This window comes from Streptomyces sp. NPDC048290, assembly GCF_040652095.1.
GTDB lineage: Bacteria > Actinomycetota > Actinomycetes > Streptomycetales > Streptomycetaceae > Streptomyces.
The window spans coordinates 419,701-436,616 of record NZ_JBEZLM010000003.1 but is presented as its reverse complement, the minus strand read 5'-3'; the positions used below and the strand labels follow the sequence as shown (position 1 = coordinate 436,616).

The following is a 16,916-nucleotide window of genomic DNA, read 5'->3' as shown; positions in this document are numbered from 1 at the left end:
CCCCAGGGTAGAGCGTGCGGTGAGCGGACCCGGCGCCGGGAATGCCCTGGCGTCCCAGGCGTTGAACCCGCTGTGACCTCGCTGCTTTCGCGTATCCCGTTCTCCGTCCTCGACCGCTCCCGCACCCGCGAGGGGCGTCCGGACGCCGAGGCGCTGCGGGACACCGTGGACTTCGCGCGGGAGGCGGAGCGGCTCGGGTACCACCGGTTCTGGGTGTCGGAGCACCACGGGGTGCCCGGGGTCGCCGGGTCCGCGCCGACCGTGCTGGCGGCGGCGGTCGCGGCGGCCACCACCGCGATCCGGGTCGGCACCGGCGGGGTCATGCTGCCCAACCACCAGCCCCTGGTCGTCGCCGAGCAGTTCGGGGTGCTGGAGTCGCTGTTCCCGGGGCGGATCGACATGGGACTCGGCCGGTCCGTCGGGTTCACCCCGGGCGTGCGCAAGGCGCTGGGCCGGGACAAGGACGTGGCCGAGGACTTCGAGGGGCAACTCGGCGAGCTGCTCGGCTGGTTCCGCGGCACCTCGCCGACCGGGGTACGGGCCCGGCCGTCCGACGGGCTGACCGTGCCGCCGTTCGTGCTGGCGATGGGCGAGGGCGCGGCGATCGCCGCCCGCGCGGGGCTGCCGATGGTGATCGGCGATCTGCGGGACCGGGACCGGATGCGGCGGGGCGTCGACCAGTACCGCGCCCTCTTCCGCCCCTCGGACTGGTCCGCCGAGCCCTATGTCGTCGTCTCGGGCACGGTCGCCGTGGCCGGGACCCCCGAGGAGGCGCGGCGGCTGCTGATCCCGGAGGCGTGGTCGATGGCGTACTCCCGCACCCATGGCACCTTCCCGCCGCTGCCGCCCGCCGAGCGGGTCGAGGCGCTGCGGATGACGGACAAGGAGCGCGGCTTCTACGCGTCCGGGCTGACCGGCCAGCTCGCGGGCACCGAGGACGAGGTGACCCACGCGCTGGAGACGGTGGTGAAGGAGACCGGCGCGGACGAGGTGCTGGTGACGACCAGTACGTACGACCGGGGCGCGCTGCTGGACTCGTACCGGCGGCTGGCCCGGCTCAGCGGGCGGACGGGCCGGTGAGCCTGGTCGGGCGGACGGAAGGGGCGGGGAGCCCGGTCGGGCGGACGGAAAGGGCGGGGAGCCCGGTCGGGCGGGTGGCACGGGCTGTGAGGTGCGCGCCCGGGTGCTCCAGGTCGGAGGCTTACCGTGCGCCCGGCGTCGTAGGCTCGCGGGCTGACCGGGCGCCCGGCGGCATGGCTTCGCGGGGCGAACGCGCGCCCGGCGTCTCAGGGGCGCGGGCGGAACGCGCGCCCGGCGTCACAAGGGCGCGGGCGGAACGCGCGTCCGGTGTCATAGCTTCGCGGGCTGCTCCGCCGTCACCTCCAGGGCCCCGTCGACCGCGTCCACCCGGGCCCGGTCGCCCTCGCTGAGCTGGCCCGACAGCAGCAGGTCGGCGAGCCGGTCGTCGACCTCGCGCTGGATGGTGCGGCGCAGCGGACGGGCGCCGAAGTCGGGCTGGTGGCCGAGGTTGGCCAGCAGGTCGGCCGCCGCGTCGGTGATCTCCAGCTCCACGTCCTGGGCGCGCAGCCGCCGCCGGGTGTGGTCGAGGAGGAGTTCCACGATCTGCCGGAGCTGGGCGCGGTCGAGGCCGCGGAAGAGGATGATCTCGTCGATGCGGTTGAGGAACTCGGGGCGGAAGTAGTCGTTCAGGACCGGCAGCACCTGCTCGCGCATGATGTCGTAGTCCTCGACCCCGGCGGCCAGGATGCGGTCGGCGCCGATGTTGGACGTCATGATGATCACGGTGTTCTTGAAGTCGACCGTGCGGCCCTGGGCGTCGGTGAGCCGTCCGTCGTCCAGGATCTGGAGCAGCGCGTTGAAGACATCCGGGTGCGCCTTCTCCACCTCGTCGAACAGCACCACGGAGTACGGCTGTCTGCGCACCGCCTCGGTGAGCTGACCGGCCTCGTCGTGGCCGACGTAGCCGGGCGGGGCGCCGACCAGCCGGGAGACGGTGTGCCGCTCCTGGAACTCGCTCATGTCGAGGCGGATCATGCGGTGTTCGTCGCCGAACAGGGCGGCGGCCAGCGCGCGGGCCAGCTCGGTCTTGCCGACGCCGGTCGGGCCGAGGAAGAGGAAGCTGCCGACGGGGCGGTCGGGGTCGGCCATCCCGGCGCGGGCGCGGCGCACCGCGCGGGAGACGGCGGTGATGGCCTCGTCCTGGCCGACGACCCGCTCGTGGAGGTGGTCCTCCAGCTTCATCAGCCGTTCCCGCTCCTCCTCGGTGAGCTGGGCGACCGGGATGCCGGTGGAGCGGGCGACGACCTCGGCGATGTCGTCGGCGGTGACCTTCGGGGTCTCCTCCTCGGCGCCGTCGCTCTCGGCGAGCCGGTCCTCGGCCTCCTTGATCCGGTCCCGCAGCTCCTTGGCCCGCTCGTACTCCTCGTCGGCGACCGCCTGGTCCTTCTCCCGGTTCAGGGCGGCGACGGTCTCCTCGATCTCCCGGGTGTCGTCGAGCGGGGTCTTGGCGCGCAGCCGGACCCGGGCGGCGGCCTGGTCCATCAGGTCGATGGCCTTGTCCGGCAGGAACCGGGAGGTGATGTACCGGTCGGACAGCTCGGCGGCGGCGACCACCGCCTCGTCGGTGATCCGGACCTGGTGGTGGGCCTCGTAGCGGTCGCGCAGTCCGCGCAGGATCTCGATGGTGTCGTCCACGGACGGCTCGCCGACCAGGATCGGGGCGAAGCGGCGCTCCAGGGCGGCGTCCTTCTCGATGTGTTTGCGGTACTCGTCGATGGTGGTGGCGCCGATGAGATGGAGTTCGCCACGGGCGAGGGCGGGCTTGAGCATGTTCCCGGCGTCCATGGCGCCCTCTCCGCCGCCGCCCGCGCCGACCACGGTGTGCAGTTCGTCCAGGAAGAGGATCAGTTCCTCGCCGTGCTCACGGACCTCTTCGAGCAGCTTCTTCAGCCGCTCCTCGAACTCGCCGCGGTACTTGGTCCCGGCCACCATGCCGGGCAGGTCCAGGGAGACCAGCCGCTTCCCGGCGAGAGTGCGGGGCACGTCCCCGGCGACGATCCGCTGGGCGATGCCCTCCACGATGGCGGTCTTGCCGACGCCGGGGTCGCCGATCAGCACGGGGTTGTTCTTGCTGCGCCGGGAGAGCACCTCGATGGTCTGCTCGACCTCGTCGTCCCGGCCGATCACCGGGTCCAGGCGCCCGGCGCGGGCGTCCTCGGTGAGATCGCGCCCGAACTCGTCGATGGTCGGGGTGGTGCTGGGCTTGGTCCGCTCGGCGCCGCCGCTCTCCGCCACCGGCATGCGTCCGCCCTCCCAGCCGCTGTCGGCGAGGGCCTGCCCCGCGGACGACTCGGGGTTCGCGGCGAGGGCGCGCAGCAGATGCTCGGGGCCGATGTACGAGACGCCGTCGGCGCGGGATATCCGGTAGGCGTCGAGCAGGGCGCGCTTGGCGGCGGGGGTGAGGGCGGCGGGCTCGGTCCGCTCGCCGGAGGCGGGATGCGCGGCGAGCCGGGCGCGGATACGGTCCGGGTCGGCCCCGGCCTCGGCCAGCAGCCGCCGGGTGGAGTCCTGCTCGGTGGCGGCGGCCAGCAGATGCCGGGCGTCCAGGTCCTCGCTGCCCTCGGCGGCGGCGATGTCCCGGGCGCGCGCCACCAGCTCGCGGGAGCGCTCGGAGAGCAGACTGCCGATGTCGACGTTCTGCGGCCGGCGGGTGGTGGCCGGTGCGCCGCCCGCCGGGCCGAAGAAGCGGGACATGAGCGCGTCGAACTCCTCGAAGGGACTGCGACCGCCGAATCCGAAACCGGGAGTAGTCATGATGGACGGGCCCTCCGTACGTACGTCACCTCGCCAGGCATTCCCGTCTACCAACGTCGCACAGCGCGCCGGGGCCCGCACCCGCGCGGAGGGCACGGGGGGCGTGCCGGGCCGGTGCGGCAGCGTGCCGCAGGGTCCGCGTCCGGGGGGGGCGGTGCGACAGCGGGCCGCAAGGTCCGCGACCGAGGCCGGTACGACAGCGCGCCACAAGCTCCGCGACCGGAGCCGGGACGGCAGCGCGCCGCAAGCTCCGCGACCGGGGCCGGGGCGCCCGCGAGGGCCGTGCGCGCGGGCGGGGTCGCCGTCGTCGCGGCGCCGCTCCCCTGGGGGCACGGTGGCCCGGTGGTCCGACTCCCCGCGGTGCTGTGGGCGTTGCGGCACCGCGGGTGCGGGCCGGACGGGACTTCACGGGCGGGACCGCGCGGGTCCGCCTCGGTCGGGGGTCAGCGCGGCGGCCGGTTCCCGCGTGTCGCGGCGGGTCGCCAGGGTCGTGTGGAGCCAGTCGGGTTCGCCGGTCCGGGCGGGCTGCGCGGCGCGGGCGAGGGTGCGGCGGTCGGGGTGGGTGCCCGGCGGGATGAGGGGGCGGAGGTCGACCTCGGCGACCAGGCCGCGGGTGGTCACCACCCGCCACAGGGAGGTGACGAGGGAGTCCTCGCCGATGAAGGCGGGGACGGTGGTGGCGGGGCCGCCGGTGACGCGGTAGTGCAGCCGGACCGGCTGGACGGGGACCCCGGCGTCGAGGGCGGCCTGGAACGCGGCCCGGCGGAAGGTGCCCTGGGCCCGGCCGCACCAGGTGCTGCCCTCGGGGAAGACCCCGACGGCGGCGCCGTGCCGCAGGATGTCGGCGAGGGCGGCGACGGTCCGGGGCAGCGCCTTGAGGCGGTCACGGTCGATGAACAGGGTGCCGCCCCGGGCGGCGAGGGCGCCCGCGACCGGCCAGTGCCGGATCTCGGTCTTGGCGAGCATCCGGGCCGGGCGGACCGCGGCCAGCAGCGGGATGTCCAGCCAGGAGATGTGGTTGGCGACGATCAGCACACCGCCCGTGGCGGGCGGCGCGGCGCCGGTGACGGCCGGGCGGACCCCGGCGGCGCGGACCAGGGTCCGGCACCACCAGCGGATCGCGTCGGCGGGGAGCCACCGCCCCAGCGGCAGGGCGAGGACGGCCAGCAGGACCAGGCCGACGACGGCCGTGAACCGCAGGACGGCCCGCGGCAGGGCCGCCGCCCGCCCCGCCGGGTCGATGCACGCCGCCGGGGTGCACGGCGCGCTCGGCTGCCAGCCGCTCATCAGGCCGGGACGAGCGAGAGGAAGTGCTTGAGGTAGCGCGGGTTGACCCGGCGCATGGACAGCAGCACATAGAGGTCGGCGACGCCGAAGTCCGGGTCGTGGGCGGGCTCGCCGCAGACCCAGGCGCCGAGCCGGAGGTAGCCGCGCAGCAGCGGCGGCAGCTCGGTGCGGCCCTCCGGGCGGGTGACGCCGTCGGCGCTCCACGGCAGCAGCGGGCGGACCCGGTACTCCTCGGGGGCCAGGTGCCTGCCCTGGACCCGGTCCCAGGTGGCGGCGGCGAGGGCGCCGCCGTCGGCGAGCGGGACGGAGCAGCAGCCCGCCAGCCACTCATGGCCGCCCGCGACCATGTACCGGGCGATGCCCGCCCAGATCAGGCCGATGACGGTGCCGTCGCGGTGGTCGGGGTGGACGCAGGAGCGGCCGACCTCGACCAGTTGAGGCCGGATCGGGGCAAGGCCGCCGAGGTCGAACTCGCCCTCGGAGTAGAGCCGCCCGGCGACGGCCGCGCGGTCGGGCGGGAGCAGCCGGTAGGTGCCGACGACCTCGCCGCTGAGCGTGTCGCGGACCAGCAGATGGTCGCAGTAGGCGTCGAAGGGGTCGATGTCGAGGCCGGGCTGCGGGCCGGACAGCAGGGCGCCCATCTCCCCGGCGAAGACGTCGTGGCGCAGCTTCTGGGCGGCGCGGACGTCGGCCTCGTCACGGGCGAGGGTGACGGTGTACCGCGTGGGGGCCGCCGGCTGCGGCGGTCGGTCGAGCGTGGTGACGCCGGTCATGGCTCTCTCCTGGTCACAGGGCCTGGTCACGAGCCTGGTCACGGGCCTGGTCACGGACGTGATGGCAGACCTGGTGGCAGACCTGGTGGCAGACGTGGTGGCAGACGTGGTGGCAGACGTGGTCGCGGGCCGGGTTCGGCGGGTGCGTCGGTCGGGGCCGGTCGCCAGGACCGGCCGCCACAGTTCTTCCGACGCCGGCTGACCGGCGCGTGACCCCGGAGGGGAGAGCGGGTGTGAGGTAGTTGAATGCCCGGTGTGCGGCCCCTGTGGGCCGGAAATGCCTGGCGGGACCGGGGAGAGCACCCCTCCCGGTCCCGCCCGTCCGCACCCTTGTGGCGAACGGTCTGTGAGCTGCGGCGGCTTACCGCTTGGCCACCTTGCGGGTCGCCCGCAGCCATTCCTTGTTCATGCCGGTGATGGACACCAGCGGGATGCCCTTGGGGCAGGCGGTGGCACACTCCCCGGCGAGAGTGCAGCCGCCGAAGCCCTCCTCGTCCATCTGCGCCACCATGTCCAGGACGCGCGTCTCACGCTCCGGCGCGCCCTGCGGGAGCACATTCAGATGGTTGATCTTGGCGGAGGTGAAGAGCATCGCGGCCCCGTTGGGGCAGGCGGCGACACAGGCGCCGCAGCCGATGCACTCGGCGTGCTCGAAGGCGAAGTCGGCGTCCGGCTTCGGTACCGGCGTGGCGTGCGCCTCGGGGGCGGCGCCGGTGGGCGCGGTGATGTAGCCGCCCGCCTGGATGATCCGGTCGAAGGCGGAGCGGTCGACGACGAGATCCTTCACCACCGGGAACGCGGCGGCCCGCCAGGGCTCGATGTCGATGGTGTCGCCGTCGGCGAAGGAGCGCATGTGCAGCTGGCAGGTGGTGGTGCGCTCGGGGCCGTGCGCGTCGCCGTTGATGACCAGGCTGCACGCGCCGCAGATGCCCTCGCGGCAGTCGTGGTCGAAGGCGACCGGGTCCTCGCCCTGGAGGATGAGGTCCTCGTTGAGGGTGTCGAGCATCTCCAGGAACGACATGTCGGGTGAGACGCCGTCGACCTGGTAGGTGGACATCGTGCCGTCGGCGTCGGCGTTCCGCTGCCGCCAGACGCGCAGGGTGAGCTTCATGCGTAGCTCCGCTGGGTGGGGTGGACGTACTCGAAGACCAGGTCTTCCTTGTGCAGGACGGGGGCCTCACCGGTGGTGGTGAACTCCCAGGCCGCCGCGTAGGAGAACTCCTCGTCGCGGCGGGCGGCCTCGCCGTCCGGGGTCTGGGACTCCTCGCGGAAGTGGCCGCCGCAGGACTCCTCGCGGTGCAGCGCGTCGAGGCACATCAGCTCGGCGAGTTCCAGGTAGTCGACGATCCGGTTGGCCTTCTCCAGGGACTGGTTGAACTCCTCGCCGGTGCCGGGGACCTTGATCCGGCGCCAGAACTCCTCGCGGATCTGCGGAATCCGCTCCAGTGCCTTGCGCAGTCCGGCGTCGGTGCGGGCCATGCCGCAGAACTCCCACATGAGTTCGCCGAGTTCGCGGTGGAAGGAGTCGGGGGTGCGGTCGCCGTCGACGGAGAGCAGCAGGTTGAGCCGGTCCTCGGTCTCGGCGATCACCTCCTGGACGACGGGGTGGGCGTCGGTGACGGGCTCGCTGTGCGGATGGCGGGCGAGATAGTCGTTGATGGTGGCCGGGAGCACGAAGTAGCCGTCGGCGAGCCCCTGCATCAGGGCGGACGCGCCGAGCCGGTTGGCCCCGTGGTCGGAGAAGTTGGCCTCGCCGACGGCGAACAGTCCGGGGATGGTGGTCTGGAGGTCGTAGTCGACCCAGAGTCCGCCCATCGTGTAGTGCACAGCCGGGTAGATCCGCATCGGCACCTCGTACGGATCCTCGTCGGTGATCCGCTGGTACATGTCGAAGAGGTTGCCGTACTTGGCCTCGACGGCGGCGCGGCCCATGCGGCGGATCGCGTCCGCGAAGTCCAGGTAGACGCCCTGGCCGCCGGGTCCGACGCCGCGGCCCTCGTCACAGACGTTCTTGGCGGCGCGGGAGGCGATGTCGCGGGGGACGAGGTTGCCGAAGGCGGGGTAGATCCGCTCCAGGTAGTAGTCCCGCTCGTCCTCGGGGATCTGGTGGGCGGGGCGGGTGTCGCCCTTGGCCTTCGGTACCCAGATCCGGCCGTCGTTGCGCAGCGACTCGCTCATCAGGGTCAGCTTGGACTGGTGGTCGCCGGTGCGCGGGATGCAGGTGGGGTGGATCTGGGTGAAGCAGGGGTTGGCGAAGTAGGCGCCGCGCCGGTGCGCCCGCCATACGGCGGTGGCGTTGGAGTTCATGGCGTTGGTCGACAGGTAGAACACATTGCCGTAGCCGCCGGAGGCGAGGACGACGGCGTCCGCGAAGTAGGTGTCGATCTTGCCGGTGATCAGGTCCCGGGCGACGATCCCCCGGGCGCGGCCGTCGATCACGATCACGTCGAGCATCTCGGTGCGGGCGTGCAGTTCGACGTTCCCGGCGGCGATCTGCCGGGACAGCGCCTGGTAGGCGCCCAGCAGCAGTTGCTGGCCCGTCTGTCCGCGGGCGTAGAAGGTGCGGGAGACCTGGACGCCGCCGAAGGAGCGGGTGTCGAGGAGTCCGCCGTACTCGCGGGCGAAGGGCACGCCCTGGGCGACGCACTGGTCGATGATCTCCACGGAGATCTGGGCGAGCCGGTGGACATTGGACTCACGGGCCCGGAAGTCGCCGCCCTTGACGGTGTCGTAGAACAGCCGGTGCACGGAGTCGCCGTCGTTGCGGTAGTTCTTCGCCGCGTTGATGCCGCCCTGCGCGGCGATGGAGTGGGCGCGGCGCGGGGAGTCCTGGTAGCAGAACTGGACGACGTGGTAGCCCTGTTCGGCGAGGGTGGCCCCGGCGGAGCCGCCCGCGAGACCGGTGCCGACCACGATCACGGTGTGCTTGCGCCGGTTGGCGGGGTTGACCAGCTTGGCCTCGAAGCGGCGGGTGTCCCAGCGCTCGTGGACGGGTCCGGCGGGCGCCTTGGTGTCCCGGACCGGCGTACCGGCGGTGTACTCGGAGTAGGTCATCTCAGCTCACCAATCCGGTCATGACGCCCACGGGCACGGCGATGAATCCGAGCGTGAGCACTGCGGCGAGAACGTTCGCGGTGGTCTTCAGGGCGCGGTCGCGGCTGCGGCTGCCGGCGCCGAGGGTCTGGGCGGCGCTCCAGAACCCGTGCCGCACATGCAGCCCGAGCGCGAGCACCGCGGCGATGTAGACGACGTTCCCGTACCAGGTGGAGAACGTGTCGATGATGTTCTGGTACGGCTTGAGGTGCTCGAAGCCGCCCGGGTGCACGGTGCCGGTGGTCAGGTCGAGGATGTGCCAGACGATGAACAGCCCGAGGATGACCCCGCCCCAGCGCATGGTGCGGGTGGCGTAGCTGGCGCGCTTCTTCTGGTGGACGTACTTGCTGGGCCGCGCCTTGATGTCGCGGCGGCTGAGCTGGTAGGCGCAGACCGCGTGCGCCACGACGGCGACGACGAGGACGATCCGGACGAGCCACAGCGCCCACTCGTAGTGCAGGACCGGTTCGCCCAGGGTGCGCAGCCAGTGGGCGTAGCCGTTGAGGTCTGCCGGGCCGAAGAAGATCTTCAGGTTCCCGATCATGTGCGCGACCAGGTAGAGCAGCATCACCAGGCCGCTGACGGCCATGACGGTCTTCTTGCCGACGGAGCTGTCCCACATCGTGCGCGCCATGGACGGCCGTTTGTCCGTCCGCGTTGCCAGAGCCATGTCAGGCACGCTAGGGCCGGTCGGCCCCATCGGTCCAAGACATGGTGCAGCTTGATTCGATAGATAGCGCCTATAATGCCTGGATGCAGTTCCAGCAGCTCCAGTACTTCGTGGCCGTCGCCGAGACCCGGCACTTCACCCGGGCCGCCGAGCAGGTCCATGTGGCCCAGCCTTCGCTGTCGCAGCAGATCAAGGCGCTGGAGCGGGAGCTGGGCGCGGACCTGTTCCTGCGCGCCCGGGGCAACATCTCGCTCACCGACGCGGGCGAGGCGCTGCTGCCGCTGGCCCGCCGTATCCTCGCCGACGCCGACACCGCCCGGATCGAGGTGCAGGAGCTGGTGCAGCTACGGCGGGGCCGGGTCCGGCTGGGCGCCACCCCGAGCCTGTGCACGGGCCTCCTCCCGGACGTGCTGCACGCCTTCCACGACCGCTACCCCGGTATCCAGCTGCTGATCGAGGAGGGCGGCTCCCACGACCTGGTACGGCTGCTGGCACGCGGCGCGCTGGATCTGGCGCTGGTGGTGCTGCCGCTGCCGGCCGCGTCCCCGGCGCTGACCACGGTGGAGCTGCTGCGGGAGGACCTGGTGGTGGTGTCGGCGCCGGACGCGCCCCGGCCGGGCGGGGACCGGCGGGCCGTGCGGATCGCCGATCTGGAGGGGGAGCGGCTGGTGATGTTCCGGCACGGGTACGACCTGCGGGAGCTGACCGTCGCCGCGTGCCGCTCCGCGGGGTTCGAGCCGGACTTCGCGGTGGAGGGCGGGGAGATGGACGCGGTGCTGGGGTTCGTGCGGGCGGGGCTGGGGGTGGCGGTGGTGCCGCGGATGGTGGCGGCGCGGTCGGGGCGGGGGTTGCGGGTGACGCCACTGGCCCGTCCCGGGTTGCATCGGGTGATCGCGCTGGCCCACCGCAGCGACGTGGCGCCGCCGCGCGCGGCGAGGGAACTCCAGCGGATGCTGCTGGAACGGTGACGCCCGGTTTTTCGGCGGGGTGCGTCTGCCGGGTTGCTGTGCGATGCCGGGTGCCGGATGGCGTCTGCCGGGTTGCTGTGCGATGCCGGGTGCGGGTGGTGGGGGGTTGCTCGCGCAGTTCCCCGCGCCCCTAAAAGCATACGACCCGCCCGCCCCTTCCCAGGCACCCCGGCGCACCTGAAAGGCACGGCGACCCCGAGGTTCTTAGGGGCGCTGGGGGTACCCCCTCTGGGGGAGGAACTGCGCGACCGGCCACAGAGCACCCGCACCCGGCGTCACACCGTCACCACCCCGCCCCTCACCCGGTCGCGTCGACCAACGCCAAGTCATGGAGCCGGTCGGGAGGGCCGGGTCTCGCGTAATACCAGCCCTGCGCCGTGTCGCAGCCCAGTATCCGCAACTGCTCCGCCTGCGCGCCCGTCTCGACGCCCTCCACCGTGACCGCGAGGTCCAGGCTGTGGGCCAGCGAGACGATCCCCTCGACGATCTTCAGATCCACCGGGTCCGCCGGGAACTGCTGCATGCTCTGGGTGAAGGACCGGTCCAGCTTCAGCACACTCACCGGCAGCCGCCGCAGATTGGCCAGGTTGGAGTACCCCGTGCCGAAGTCGTCCAGCGCGATGTCGACCCCCATCTCGGCGAGCCGCCGCAGCGGCTTGAGGAGATCGTCGTCCGCGCCGATCAGCGCGGACTCGGTGACCTCCAGGCAGAGCGCGTCCGGCGCGACCCCCGTCGACTCCAGGATGTCCACCGTGTCCTGCACCAGCCCGGGATGGGTCAGCTGGCACGGGGACAGGTTGACGTTGATCCGCAGGGGCGTGTCCGCGCCGTGCCGCTGCCGCCACTCGTGCGCCTGGCGGACCGACTGCTCCAGCACCCAGCGCCCCAGCGGGACGATCAGCCCGGTGTGCTCGGCGAGCGGGATGAACCGGTCGGGGCCGAGGACGCCGTGCTGCGGGTGCAGCCACCGCACCAGCGCCTCGGCGCCGCGCACACTGCCGTCCCCGAGATGCACCAGCGGCTGGTACTCGATGAAGAACTCACCGCGTTCCAGCGCGGCGGGCAGCGAGTTGGTCAGCCCGTGCCGGGTGATCGCGCGGGCGTCGGCCTCCGGGTCGGCCAGCTCGAACCGGTTGCCGCCCGCGTTCTTCGCCCGGTACATCGTGATGTCGGCGCTGCGCAGCACCTCCGCCGCGCTGCGCTCCCCGGCGGGGCCCTCGACGATGCCGATGGAGCCGCGCACGGTCAGTTCACGGCCCTCGATACGGACCGGGGCGAGCAGCGCGTTCATGATGCGCCCGGCGAGTTCGTCGACTTCGCGCTGGGTGTGCGGGCCGGTGGTGAGCGCCACGAACTCGTCGCCGCCGAGCCGGGCCACCATCTCGCCGGGCGCGGTGGCGCAGGACTGGAGCCGGTCGGCGATCTCCACCAGCAGCCGGTCACCGGCCGCGTGGCCGAGGCTGTCGTTGATGGTCTTGAAGCCGTCGAGGTCCAGGTAGCACAGTCCGAAGCGCTGGCCAGGACCGGCGCCCATCGCCTTCTCCAGGCGCTCGAAGAACAGGGTGCGGTTGGGCAGTCCGGTGAGCGCGTCGTGGGTGGCCTCGTAGCGCAGCCGCAGGTTGAGCAGCCGCCGCTCGGTGGTGTCCTCCATCAGGGCCAGCTGGTACTGCGGGGCGCCGTCGGCGTCACGCAGGAGGGAGACGGTGAGGTTGGTCCACAGGACCGTTCCGTCGGGCCGGTAGAACGCCTTCTCGACGTGGTAGTGCTCGCGTTCGCCGCGGACGAGTTCGTCGTAGAGCCGCCACATCTGGGGGGCGTCGTCGACATGGGTCCAGTCGCGGACGTTGCGACTGCGTACGGTGTGCTCGCCGCCGCCGAACATCCGCAGCAGCGCCGCGTTGGTCTCCAGGACATTGCCGTCGAGGTCGGCGATGCCGATCCCTATGGCGGCGCCCTCGAACACCGCGCGGAACCGGGCCTCGCTGGCGTGCAGCGCCTGGGCGACCACGCCCTGGGCGCGCAGCGCGGCCTGGGCGATGGACTCCTGCTCGGCGAGGGTGCGGGCGCGCAGCGCCTGGGCGAACCCGGCGGCCATGGCGTGCTGGATACGGGAGGAGCGGGCCCGCAGATCGTCCTGGGGGCCGTCGTCGCCGCAGTAGAGGACGAGATACGCGTCGACGCAGTCGAGGGTGCGGCTGAGCGCCTCGGGGTCGGTGCAATGCGCGTCGACCAGCGCCGCACCGAGGGCGCGGCCTTCGGCGGCGTCGTAGCTCCGGGCGCGCAGCGCCTCGCTCATCCGGCGGGCGAGCGGCAGCAGTTGGTCCTCGAACTCGGGGCGGGTCAGCGAGGTCGGCGACACCGGGAAGACGGCCCGGCTCCAGATCGTCGCGAACCGCCGCAGACGGTCCTCCGGCCCGTCCGGCTCCGCGCTCACGCCGTACGTCCCACGCCGGCGAATCCGGAGAACGCGTAGGGATCCTCGTCCTCCGGTGCGGTGTCCGGGCGCCAGGAGGCCGTCGGCACCAGTCCGGGTTCCACCATGTCGTACCCCTCGAAGAACCGCGCGATCTCGTCGCGCGAGCGCATGATCAGCGGGTTGCGAATGTCCTTGTATACGTCGACCACACCACCGGCCCGCTCCGGCGGCACGGGGATTCCCTCGTACGAGGCATGGGTGAGCACCAGCATGCTGCCGGGCGCGAGCGCGTCACGCAGCTCGGCCACCACCGCGCCGGGGTCGTCGGCGTCCTCCACGAAGTGCAGGATCGCGACGAGCATCAGGGCCACCGGACGGTCCAGGTCGAGCAGCCGCTCCACCTGGGGGCTGCGCAGAATCTCCTGCGGCTTGCGCAGATCGGCGGCGACCACGTCCGCCTCGGCATGGCCGGCCAGCACCTGCTGGCTGTGCGCGACGGCCACCGGATCGTGGTCGACATAGATCACCCGGGCGCCGGGACAGGCGTCCTGGGCGACCTCGTGGACATTGCCGAACGTGGGAATGCCGGAGCCGATGTCGAGGAACTGGGTGACCCCCTCGGCGACGGCGTACCGGACCGCCCGGCGCATGAACGCGCGGTTCGCCTGCATGATCTTCGGAAGTCCCGGCATGAACTCCATCGCCTTGCGGGCCGCCTCCCGGTCGACCTCGAAGTTGTGCGAACCGCCCAGGTAGTAGTCGTAGATACGCGAAACGCTCGGCACCGAGATGTCGATGCTCCGTGGTGCCCAGGGGGGACGTTCCATGTATCTCTCCAGGCGTTGGCGATCCGGTGTTCGAGCTGAGGCTACTGATCGCCCGCCAAAGGAGCGAGCCGAAACGGAAATTGACCATCCGTTCCCGGTCACTGCCGTTGGCACGTGCCGTATCGGTGCGGTGCCGTTGTCTCACGAAAAGTATCGGAAAGTATCGGAGGGAATTCGCTCAGTGCGCTTCGGTGCTAGGCATAGGCGTACACAACGAAGCAGTCCATCACTCCGCGGAGTGTTCCTCGGAACACGGAGTGATGGACTGCCCGGAAGCCGGGGGAAGGGCCGCTACTCCTTGTCGGGGGCGCCGATCGGCTTTCCGTCGGGGGCCACCGCGTACCAGGTGCCGCCCACGCCCTGGCCCTTGGTGTCGCCCGGGGCCTTGTCACCGGCGAAGGTGTAGATGGGCCAGCAGTTGACCGTCTGCTGCTTGGTGCCGTCGGGGCGGGTGAAGCTCATCAGGCCCTTCTTCTGGACGCCCTCGGTGTCGTCGTTGGCGACGGGCGCGACCACCGGCCACTTCGCCAGGCACTCGCCGGTGCAGGCCGAGACCGGCTCGGGCCATGCCTCGTCCTTCATGAAGCGGTAGACGGTCATGCCGTTCTTGTCGACGACGTGTTCACCGAGCTTGGCGTCCTCGCGGGTGGACAGGCCGGGCAGAGCGGCCAGTTCGGCCTTCTTGCCGTCGGCGGCCAGCGCGAACCAGGTGCCGTTGACGCCCTGGCCCTCGATGTCCCCCGCCTTGGCGTCCTTGGCGAAGCGGTAGGCGGGCCAGCCGCCGACGGTGAGCTGCTTGGTGCCGTCGGGGCGGGTGATCTCCCCGAGGAGTTCGGCGTCGACGCCGTCGCCCGCGCTGGCGTCGTTCGCCGGGACCGGCGGCCAGGCGGTGGCGCAGTCGCCGTCGCAGTTGGTCTTGGGCGGCTCCGCGGTGTCCTGGTCGAAGCGGTAGAGGGTCCGGCCGTCGGCGTCGGTGAGGATGCTGCCGAGTTCCGCGTTCGCGGCGACCGTGAGTTGTCCTGCGGGGGTGTTGGGGGCGGCGGCCTGCTGGCCCGCCTGCCCACCCGCCTGGGCGTCGGTACCGGCGCCCGGCGTGGCGTATCCCGGCGCGGGGGCCGTGGCTCCCACGTTCTGGCTGGCCGACTGGCCGCCGTTGTCCTGACCGCACGCCGTGGTCAGCGCCAGCACGGCCGCGGCGCTTGCCACGAGAGAGGCGGTCCGCCAGGTGTTCATCGTCAACTCCCCATCATCACCACGGTGCTCGGCGCCGTTCTGCGCCGCACGACCAGGGGTACGCGGGGCGGTGGACCGGTGTTCAAGCCCGGTGCGGATTTCTTTCCGCACCCGGTGGAACGGGGCGGCTGGGGCGGGAGCGTTCCCCGGACGGCGCCATGGGCCCGCAAACCTCACGGCCTGGGAATCCCTCTTTCGGGCCAATCCCTCCGTACCCGGGCGTGCCGTCCGGCGCGGGCGTCATGATTCGCGTCGTGCATGGACCCGAACGGACCCGATCCGCCGTCGCCCCGAGGGCGCTGGCCGTGCTGTCACTGACATGGGCGCTGGCCGGAGCGCCCGCGGGGACGGCCGCCGCGACGAGCTGCGCAGGGGCCTCGACCGGCCCCGGCGGCTCCGGCGCGGTGGCCGTCGCGGGCGGCGGCACGGGCGCGGTGGCGGTCGTCGGCAGTGGCACGGGTGCGGTGGCGGTCGCGGTCGCCACGGGCGGCGGACTGACCTGGCCGATACCGCCGACGTGCCCGCCGCCTCCGCCGCCACCGCCCCCGTGTCCGCCGAAACCGACGCCGACGCCCACACCGACCCCGACACCTACGCCCACGCCCACGCCTACCCCGACGCCGACGCCTACCCCGACACCTACGCCTTCGCCGAAACCCACGCCGCCGAAGCCCACCCCGACCCCGCAGCCGCCTCCGCCTCCCCCACCGCCCCCGGAACCGGCGCCCGCACCACCTCCGCCGCCCCCACCGCCACCGCCACCGCCTCCGCCGCCCCCACCGGCACCCCGCCCGAGTCCCACACCGTCACCGATCTCGACCCCGACCCCGACTCCGACCCCGTCGCCGTCGGCGGCGCCGGTGAGTTATCCGCCGTACCGGCCCGCGAATCATCAGCGGGTCACCCACGGCGGTACGTCGCCGGTCACCTTCGTCCTGCTCATCACCGCACCCGCAGTGATCGCCGTTGCCGCGCTGCGACCGCGCTGATACTGGAGGCTTGTCTTGCCCGAATGGCTTGTTCTCACGCTCGCGATGCTGGCCGCGTGTTCCGTGGTGGTCGTCATCACGCTGGTCCGCAGTCGCGCCGCGTCCGACGACGAGGACCCGTCCGAGACGCCCGATGTCATCGAGTACATGACGATGTGGATCGGTGTCGTGTACGCCATCGTGCTGGGCCTGGCCATCGCCGGGGTGTGGGAGGGGCGCAGCGTCGCGCAGGACCACGTCCAGGCCGAGGCACAGGCGCTGAACGAGATCTCGCAGCGGGTCCGGGTCTATCCGGCGGAGGTGCGTGACCGTATCCGGGACGATGTCAACACCTATGTCGGACACGTGGTCACCGTCGAGTGGAAGGCGATGTCCGACCAGGGGAAGATCACCGAGCGTGGTACGGAGCTGATGGAACGTATCCGCACCGATGTCACCGACTACGAGCCGCGTGACGACTTCGAGGCCCAGGCGTATCAGCCGCTGCTCGACCAGGTGACCGCCGCCGACCAGGCGCGCAACTCCCGGGCGGACTCACTGGGCGCCACCATGCCGGGGGTGGTGTGGTTCGGGCTGATCGGCGGGGCCGTGATCACCGTCGGCATGGTGCTGGCGCTCCAGATCCGGCGCACGCTGAGAGAGCTGGTGCTCGCCGGGCTGTTCTCCGCGCTGATCGCGTTCCTGCTCTTCCTGATCTGGGACTTCGACTCGCCCTACAGCCGGGGGGTGACGGCGTCGGTCGACCCGTTCCTCAACCTCTTCCCGGGCGCGGGCGGCTGACGGGGGCTCGCCCCGGGGTCCGGCGCGGCGGACGGCCGCCACGCCG

General features: G+C 72.3%; 13 protein-coding genes. 4 read left to right on the top strand and 9 right to left on the bottom strand.

What is annotated here, in order from left to right; all coding sequences use genetic code 11:
* The first annotated feature begins 72 nt into the window (after nt 1-72).
* Entirely contained in the window at nt 73-1,080 is a 1,008-nt protein-coding gene (locus AB0D49_RS06735) for an LLM class flavin-dependent oxidoreductase (RefSeq protein WP_362751793.1), read from the top strand.
* A gap of 270 nt (nt 1,081-1,350) precedes the next feature.
* On the opposite strand, the gene AB0D49_RS06730 is transcribed toward AB0D49_RS06735, so the two are convergent.
* From AB0D49_RS06730 to AB0D49_RS06720, 3 genes are all read right to left on the bottom strand, one after another.
* Nucleotides 1,351-3,834, bottom strand: coding sequence for an AAA family ATPase (locus tag AB0D49_RS06730; protein WP_362751790.1), 2,484 nt, complete (start codon nt 3,832-3,834; stop codon nt 1,351-1,353).
* 405 nt (nt 3,835-4,239) lie between these two features.
* Nucleotides 4,240-5,121: a lysophospholipid acyltransferase family protein gene (locus tag AB0D49_RS06725; RefSeq protein ID WP_362751787.1), complete on the bottom strand. Its 882-nt coding sequence runs from the start codon at nt 5,119-5,121 to the stop codon at nt 4,240-4,242.
* The gene (locus tag AB0D49_RS06720) at nt 5,121-5,894 is read right to left on the bottom strand and encodes a GNAT family N-acyltransferase (RefSeq protein ID WP_362751784.1); all 774 of its coding nucleotides are present in this window, start codon (nt 5,892-5,894) and stop codon (nt 5,121-5,123) included. The genes AB0D49_RS06725 and AB0D49_RS06720 overlap by 1 nt, the downstream gene beginning before the upstream one ends.
* Between AB0D49_RS06720 and AB0D49_RS06715 the strand changes: the two genes are divergently transcribed.
* Nucleotides 5,893-6,096, top strand: coding sequence for a hypothetical protein (locus AB0D49_RS06715; protein WP_362751782.1), 204 nt, complete (start codon nt 5,893-5,895; stop codon nt 6,094-6,096). The two genes, AB0D49_RS06720 and AB0D49_RS06715, sit on opposite strands and share 2 nt — an antisense overlap.
* A 159-nt stretch (nt 6,097-6,255) precedes the next feature.
* Here AB0D49_RS06715 and AB0D49_RS06710 read toward each other — a convergent pair whose 3' ends face one another.
* From AB0D49_RS06710 to AB0D49_RS06700, 3 genes are read right to left on the bottom strand one after another with little or no spacing between them, the layout of a single operon-like run.
* The gene (locus AB0D49_RS06710) at nt 6,256-7,005 is read right to left on the bottom strand and encodes a succinate dehydrogenase/fumarate reductase iron-sulfur subunit (RefSeq protein ID WP_362751779.1); all 750 of its coding nucleotides are present in this window, start codon (nt 7,003-7,005) and stop codon (nt 6,256-6,258) included.
* The gene (locus AB0D49_RS06705; protein WP_362751776.1) at nt 7,002-8,948 is read right to left on the bottom strand and encodes a fumarate reductase/succinate dehydrogenase flavoprotein subunit; all 1,947 of its coding nucleotides are present in this window, start codon (nt 8,946-8,948) and stop codon (nt 7,002-7,004) included. Before AB0D49_RS06705 ends, AB0D49_RS06710 begins: the two co-directional genes overlap by 4 nt.
* A 1-nt stretch (nt 8,949) precedes the next feature.
* Entirely contained in the window at nt 8,950-9,657 is a 708-nt protein-coding gene (locus tag AB0D49_RS06700) for a succinate dehydrogenase (protein ID WP_362751774.1), read from the bottom strand.
* An 83-nt stretch (nt 9,658-9,740) separates the two neighbouring features.
* On the opposite strand from AB0D49_RS06700, the gene AB0D49_RS06695 reads away from it, so the two are divergent.
* The gene (locus tag AB0D49_RS06695) at nt 9,741-10,625 is read left to right on the top strand and encodes a LysR substrate-binding domain-containing protein (protein ID WP_362751771.1); all 885 of its coding nucleotides are present in this window, start codon (nt 9,741-9,743) and stop codon (nt 10,623-10,625) included.
* Nucleotides 10,626-10,923: 298 nt separating this feature from the next.
* Here the strand turns inward: AB0D49_RS06695 and AB0D49_RS06690 are convergent, their stop codons facing one another.
* The 3 genes from AB0D49_RS06690 to AB0D49_RS06680 all read right to left on the bottom strand — a co-directional run bounded on the left by AB0D49_RS06690 (nt 10,924) and on the right by AB0D49_RS06680 (nt 15,101).
* Nucleotides 10,924-13,059, bottom strand: a complete 2,136-nt coding sequence (locus tag AB0D49_RS06690; protein WP_362751768.1) for an EAL domain-containing protein — start codon at nt 13,057-13,059, stop codon at nt 10,924-10,926.
* Complete coding sequence (locus AB0D49_RS06685; protein WP_362751765.1) at nt 13,056-13,868, bottom strand: SAM-dependent methyltransferase; 813 nt, start codon at nt 13,866-13,868, stop codon at nt 13,056-13,058. The genes AB0D49_RS06690 and AB0D49_RS06685 overlap by 4 nt, the downstream gene beginning before the upstream one ends.
* A 291-nt stretch (nt 13,869-14,159) precedes the next feature.
* Nucleotides 14,160-15,101 carry an SCO0930 family lipoprotein gene (locus tag AB0D49_RS06680; protein WP_362751762.1) on the bottom strand — a complete coding sequence of 314 codons (942 nt, stop codon included), beginning with the start codon at nt 15,099-15,101 and terminating at the stop codon, nt 14,160-14,162.
* 1,004 nt (nt 15,102-16,105) lie between these two features.
* Between AB0D49_RS06680 and AB0D49_RS06675 the strand changes: the two genes are divergently transcribed.
* Nucleotides 16,106-16,870: a hypothetical protein gene (locus tag AB0D49_RS06675; protein ID WP_362751759.1), complete on the top strand. Its 765-nt coding sequence runs from the start codon at nt 16,106-16,108 to the stop codon at nt 16,868-16,870.
* Nucleotides 16,871-16,916: the final 46 nt, after the last annotated feature.

Coding starts and splice junctions, on each gene's coding strand:
- AB0D49_RS06730 (WP_362751790.1), bottom strand. CDS start 3,834: ATGACTACTCCCGGTTTCGGATTCGGCGGTCGCAGTCCCTTCGAGGAG.
- AB0D49_RS06725 (WP_362751787.1), bottom strand. CDS start 5,121: ATGAGCGGCTGGCAGCCGAGCGCGCCGTGCACCCCGGCGGCGTGCATC.
- AB0D49_RS06715 (WP_362751782.1), top strand. CDS start 5,893: ATGGCTCTCTCCTGGTCACAGGGCCTGGTCACGAGCCTGGTCACGGGC.
- AB0D49_RS06720 (WP_362751784.1), bottom strand. CDS start 5,894: ATGACCGGCGTCACCACGCTCGACCGACCGCCGCAGCCGGCGGCCCCC.
- AB0D49_RS06710 (WP_362751779.1), bottom strand. CDS start 7,005: ATGAAGCTCACCCTGCGCGTCTGGCGGCAGCGGAACGCCGACGCCGAC.
- AB0D49_RS06705 (WP_362751776.1), bottom strand. CDS start 8,948: ATGACCTACTCCGAGTACACCGCCGGTACGCCGGTCCGGGACACCAAG.
- AB0D49_RS06700 (WP_362751774.1), bottom strand. CDS start 9,657: ATGGCTCTGGCAACGCGGACGGACAAACGGCCGTCCATGGCGCGCACG.
- AB0D49_RS06695 (WP_362751771.1), top strand. CDS start 9,741: ATGCAGTTCCAGCAGCTCCAGTACTTCGTGGCCGTCGCCGAGACCCGG.
- AB0D49_RS06685 (WP_362751765.1), bottom strand. CDS start 13,868: ATGGAACGTCCCCCCTGGGCACCACGGAGCATCGACATCTCGGTGCCG.
- AB0D49_RS06680 (WP_362751762.1), bottom strand. CDS start 15,101: ATGAACACCTGGCGGACCGCCTCTCTCGTGGCAAGCGCCGCGGCCGTG.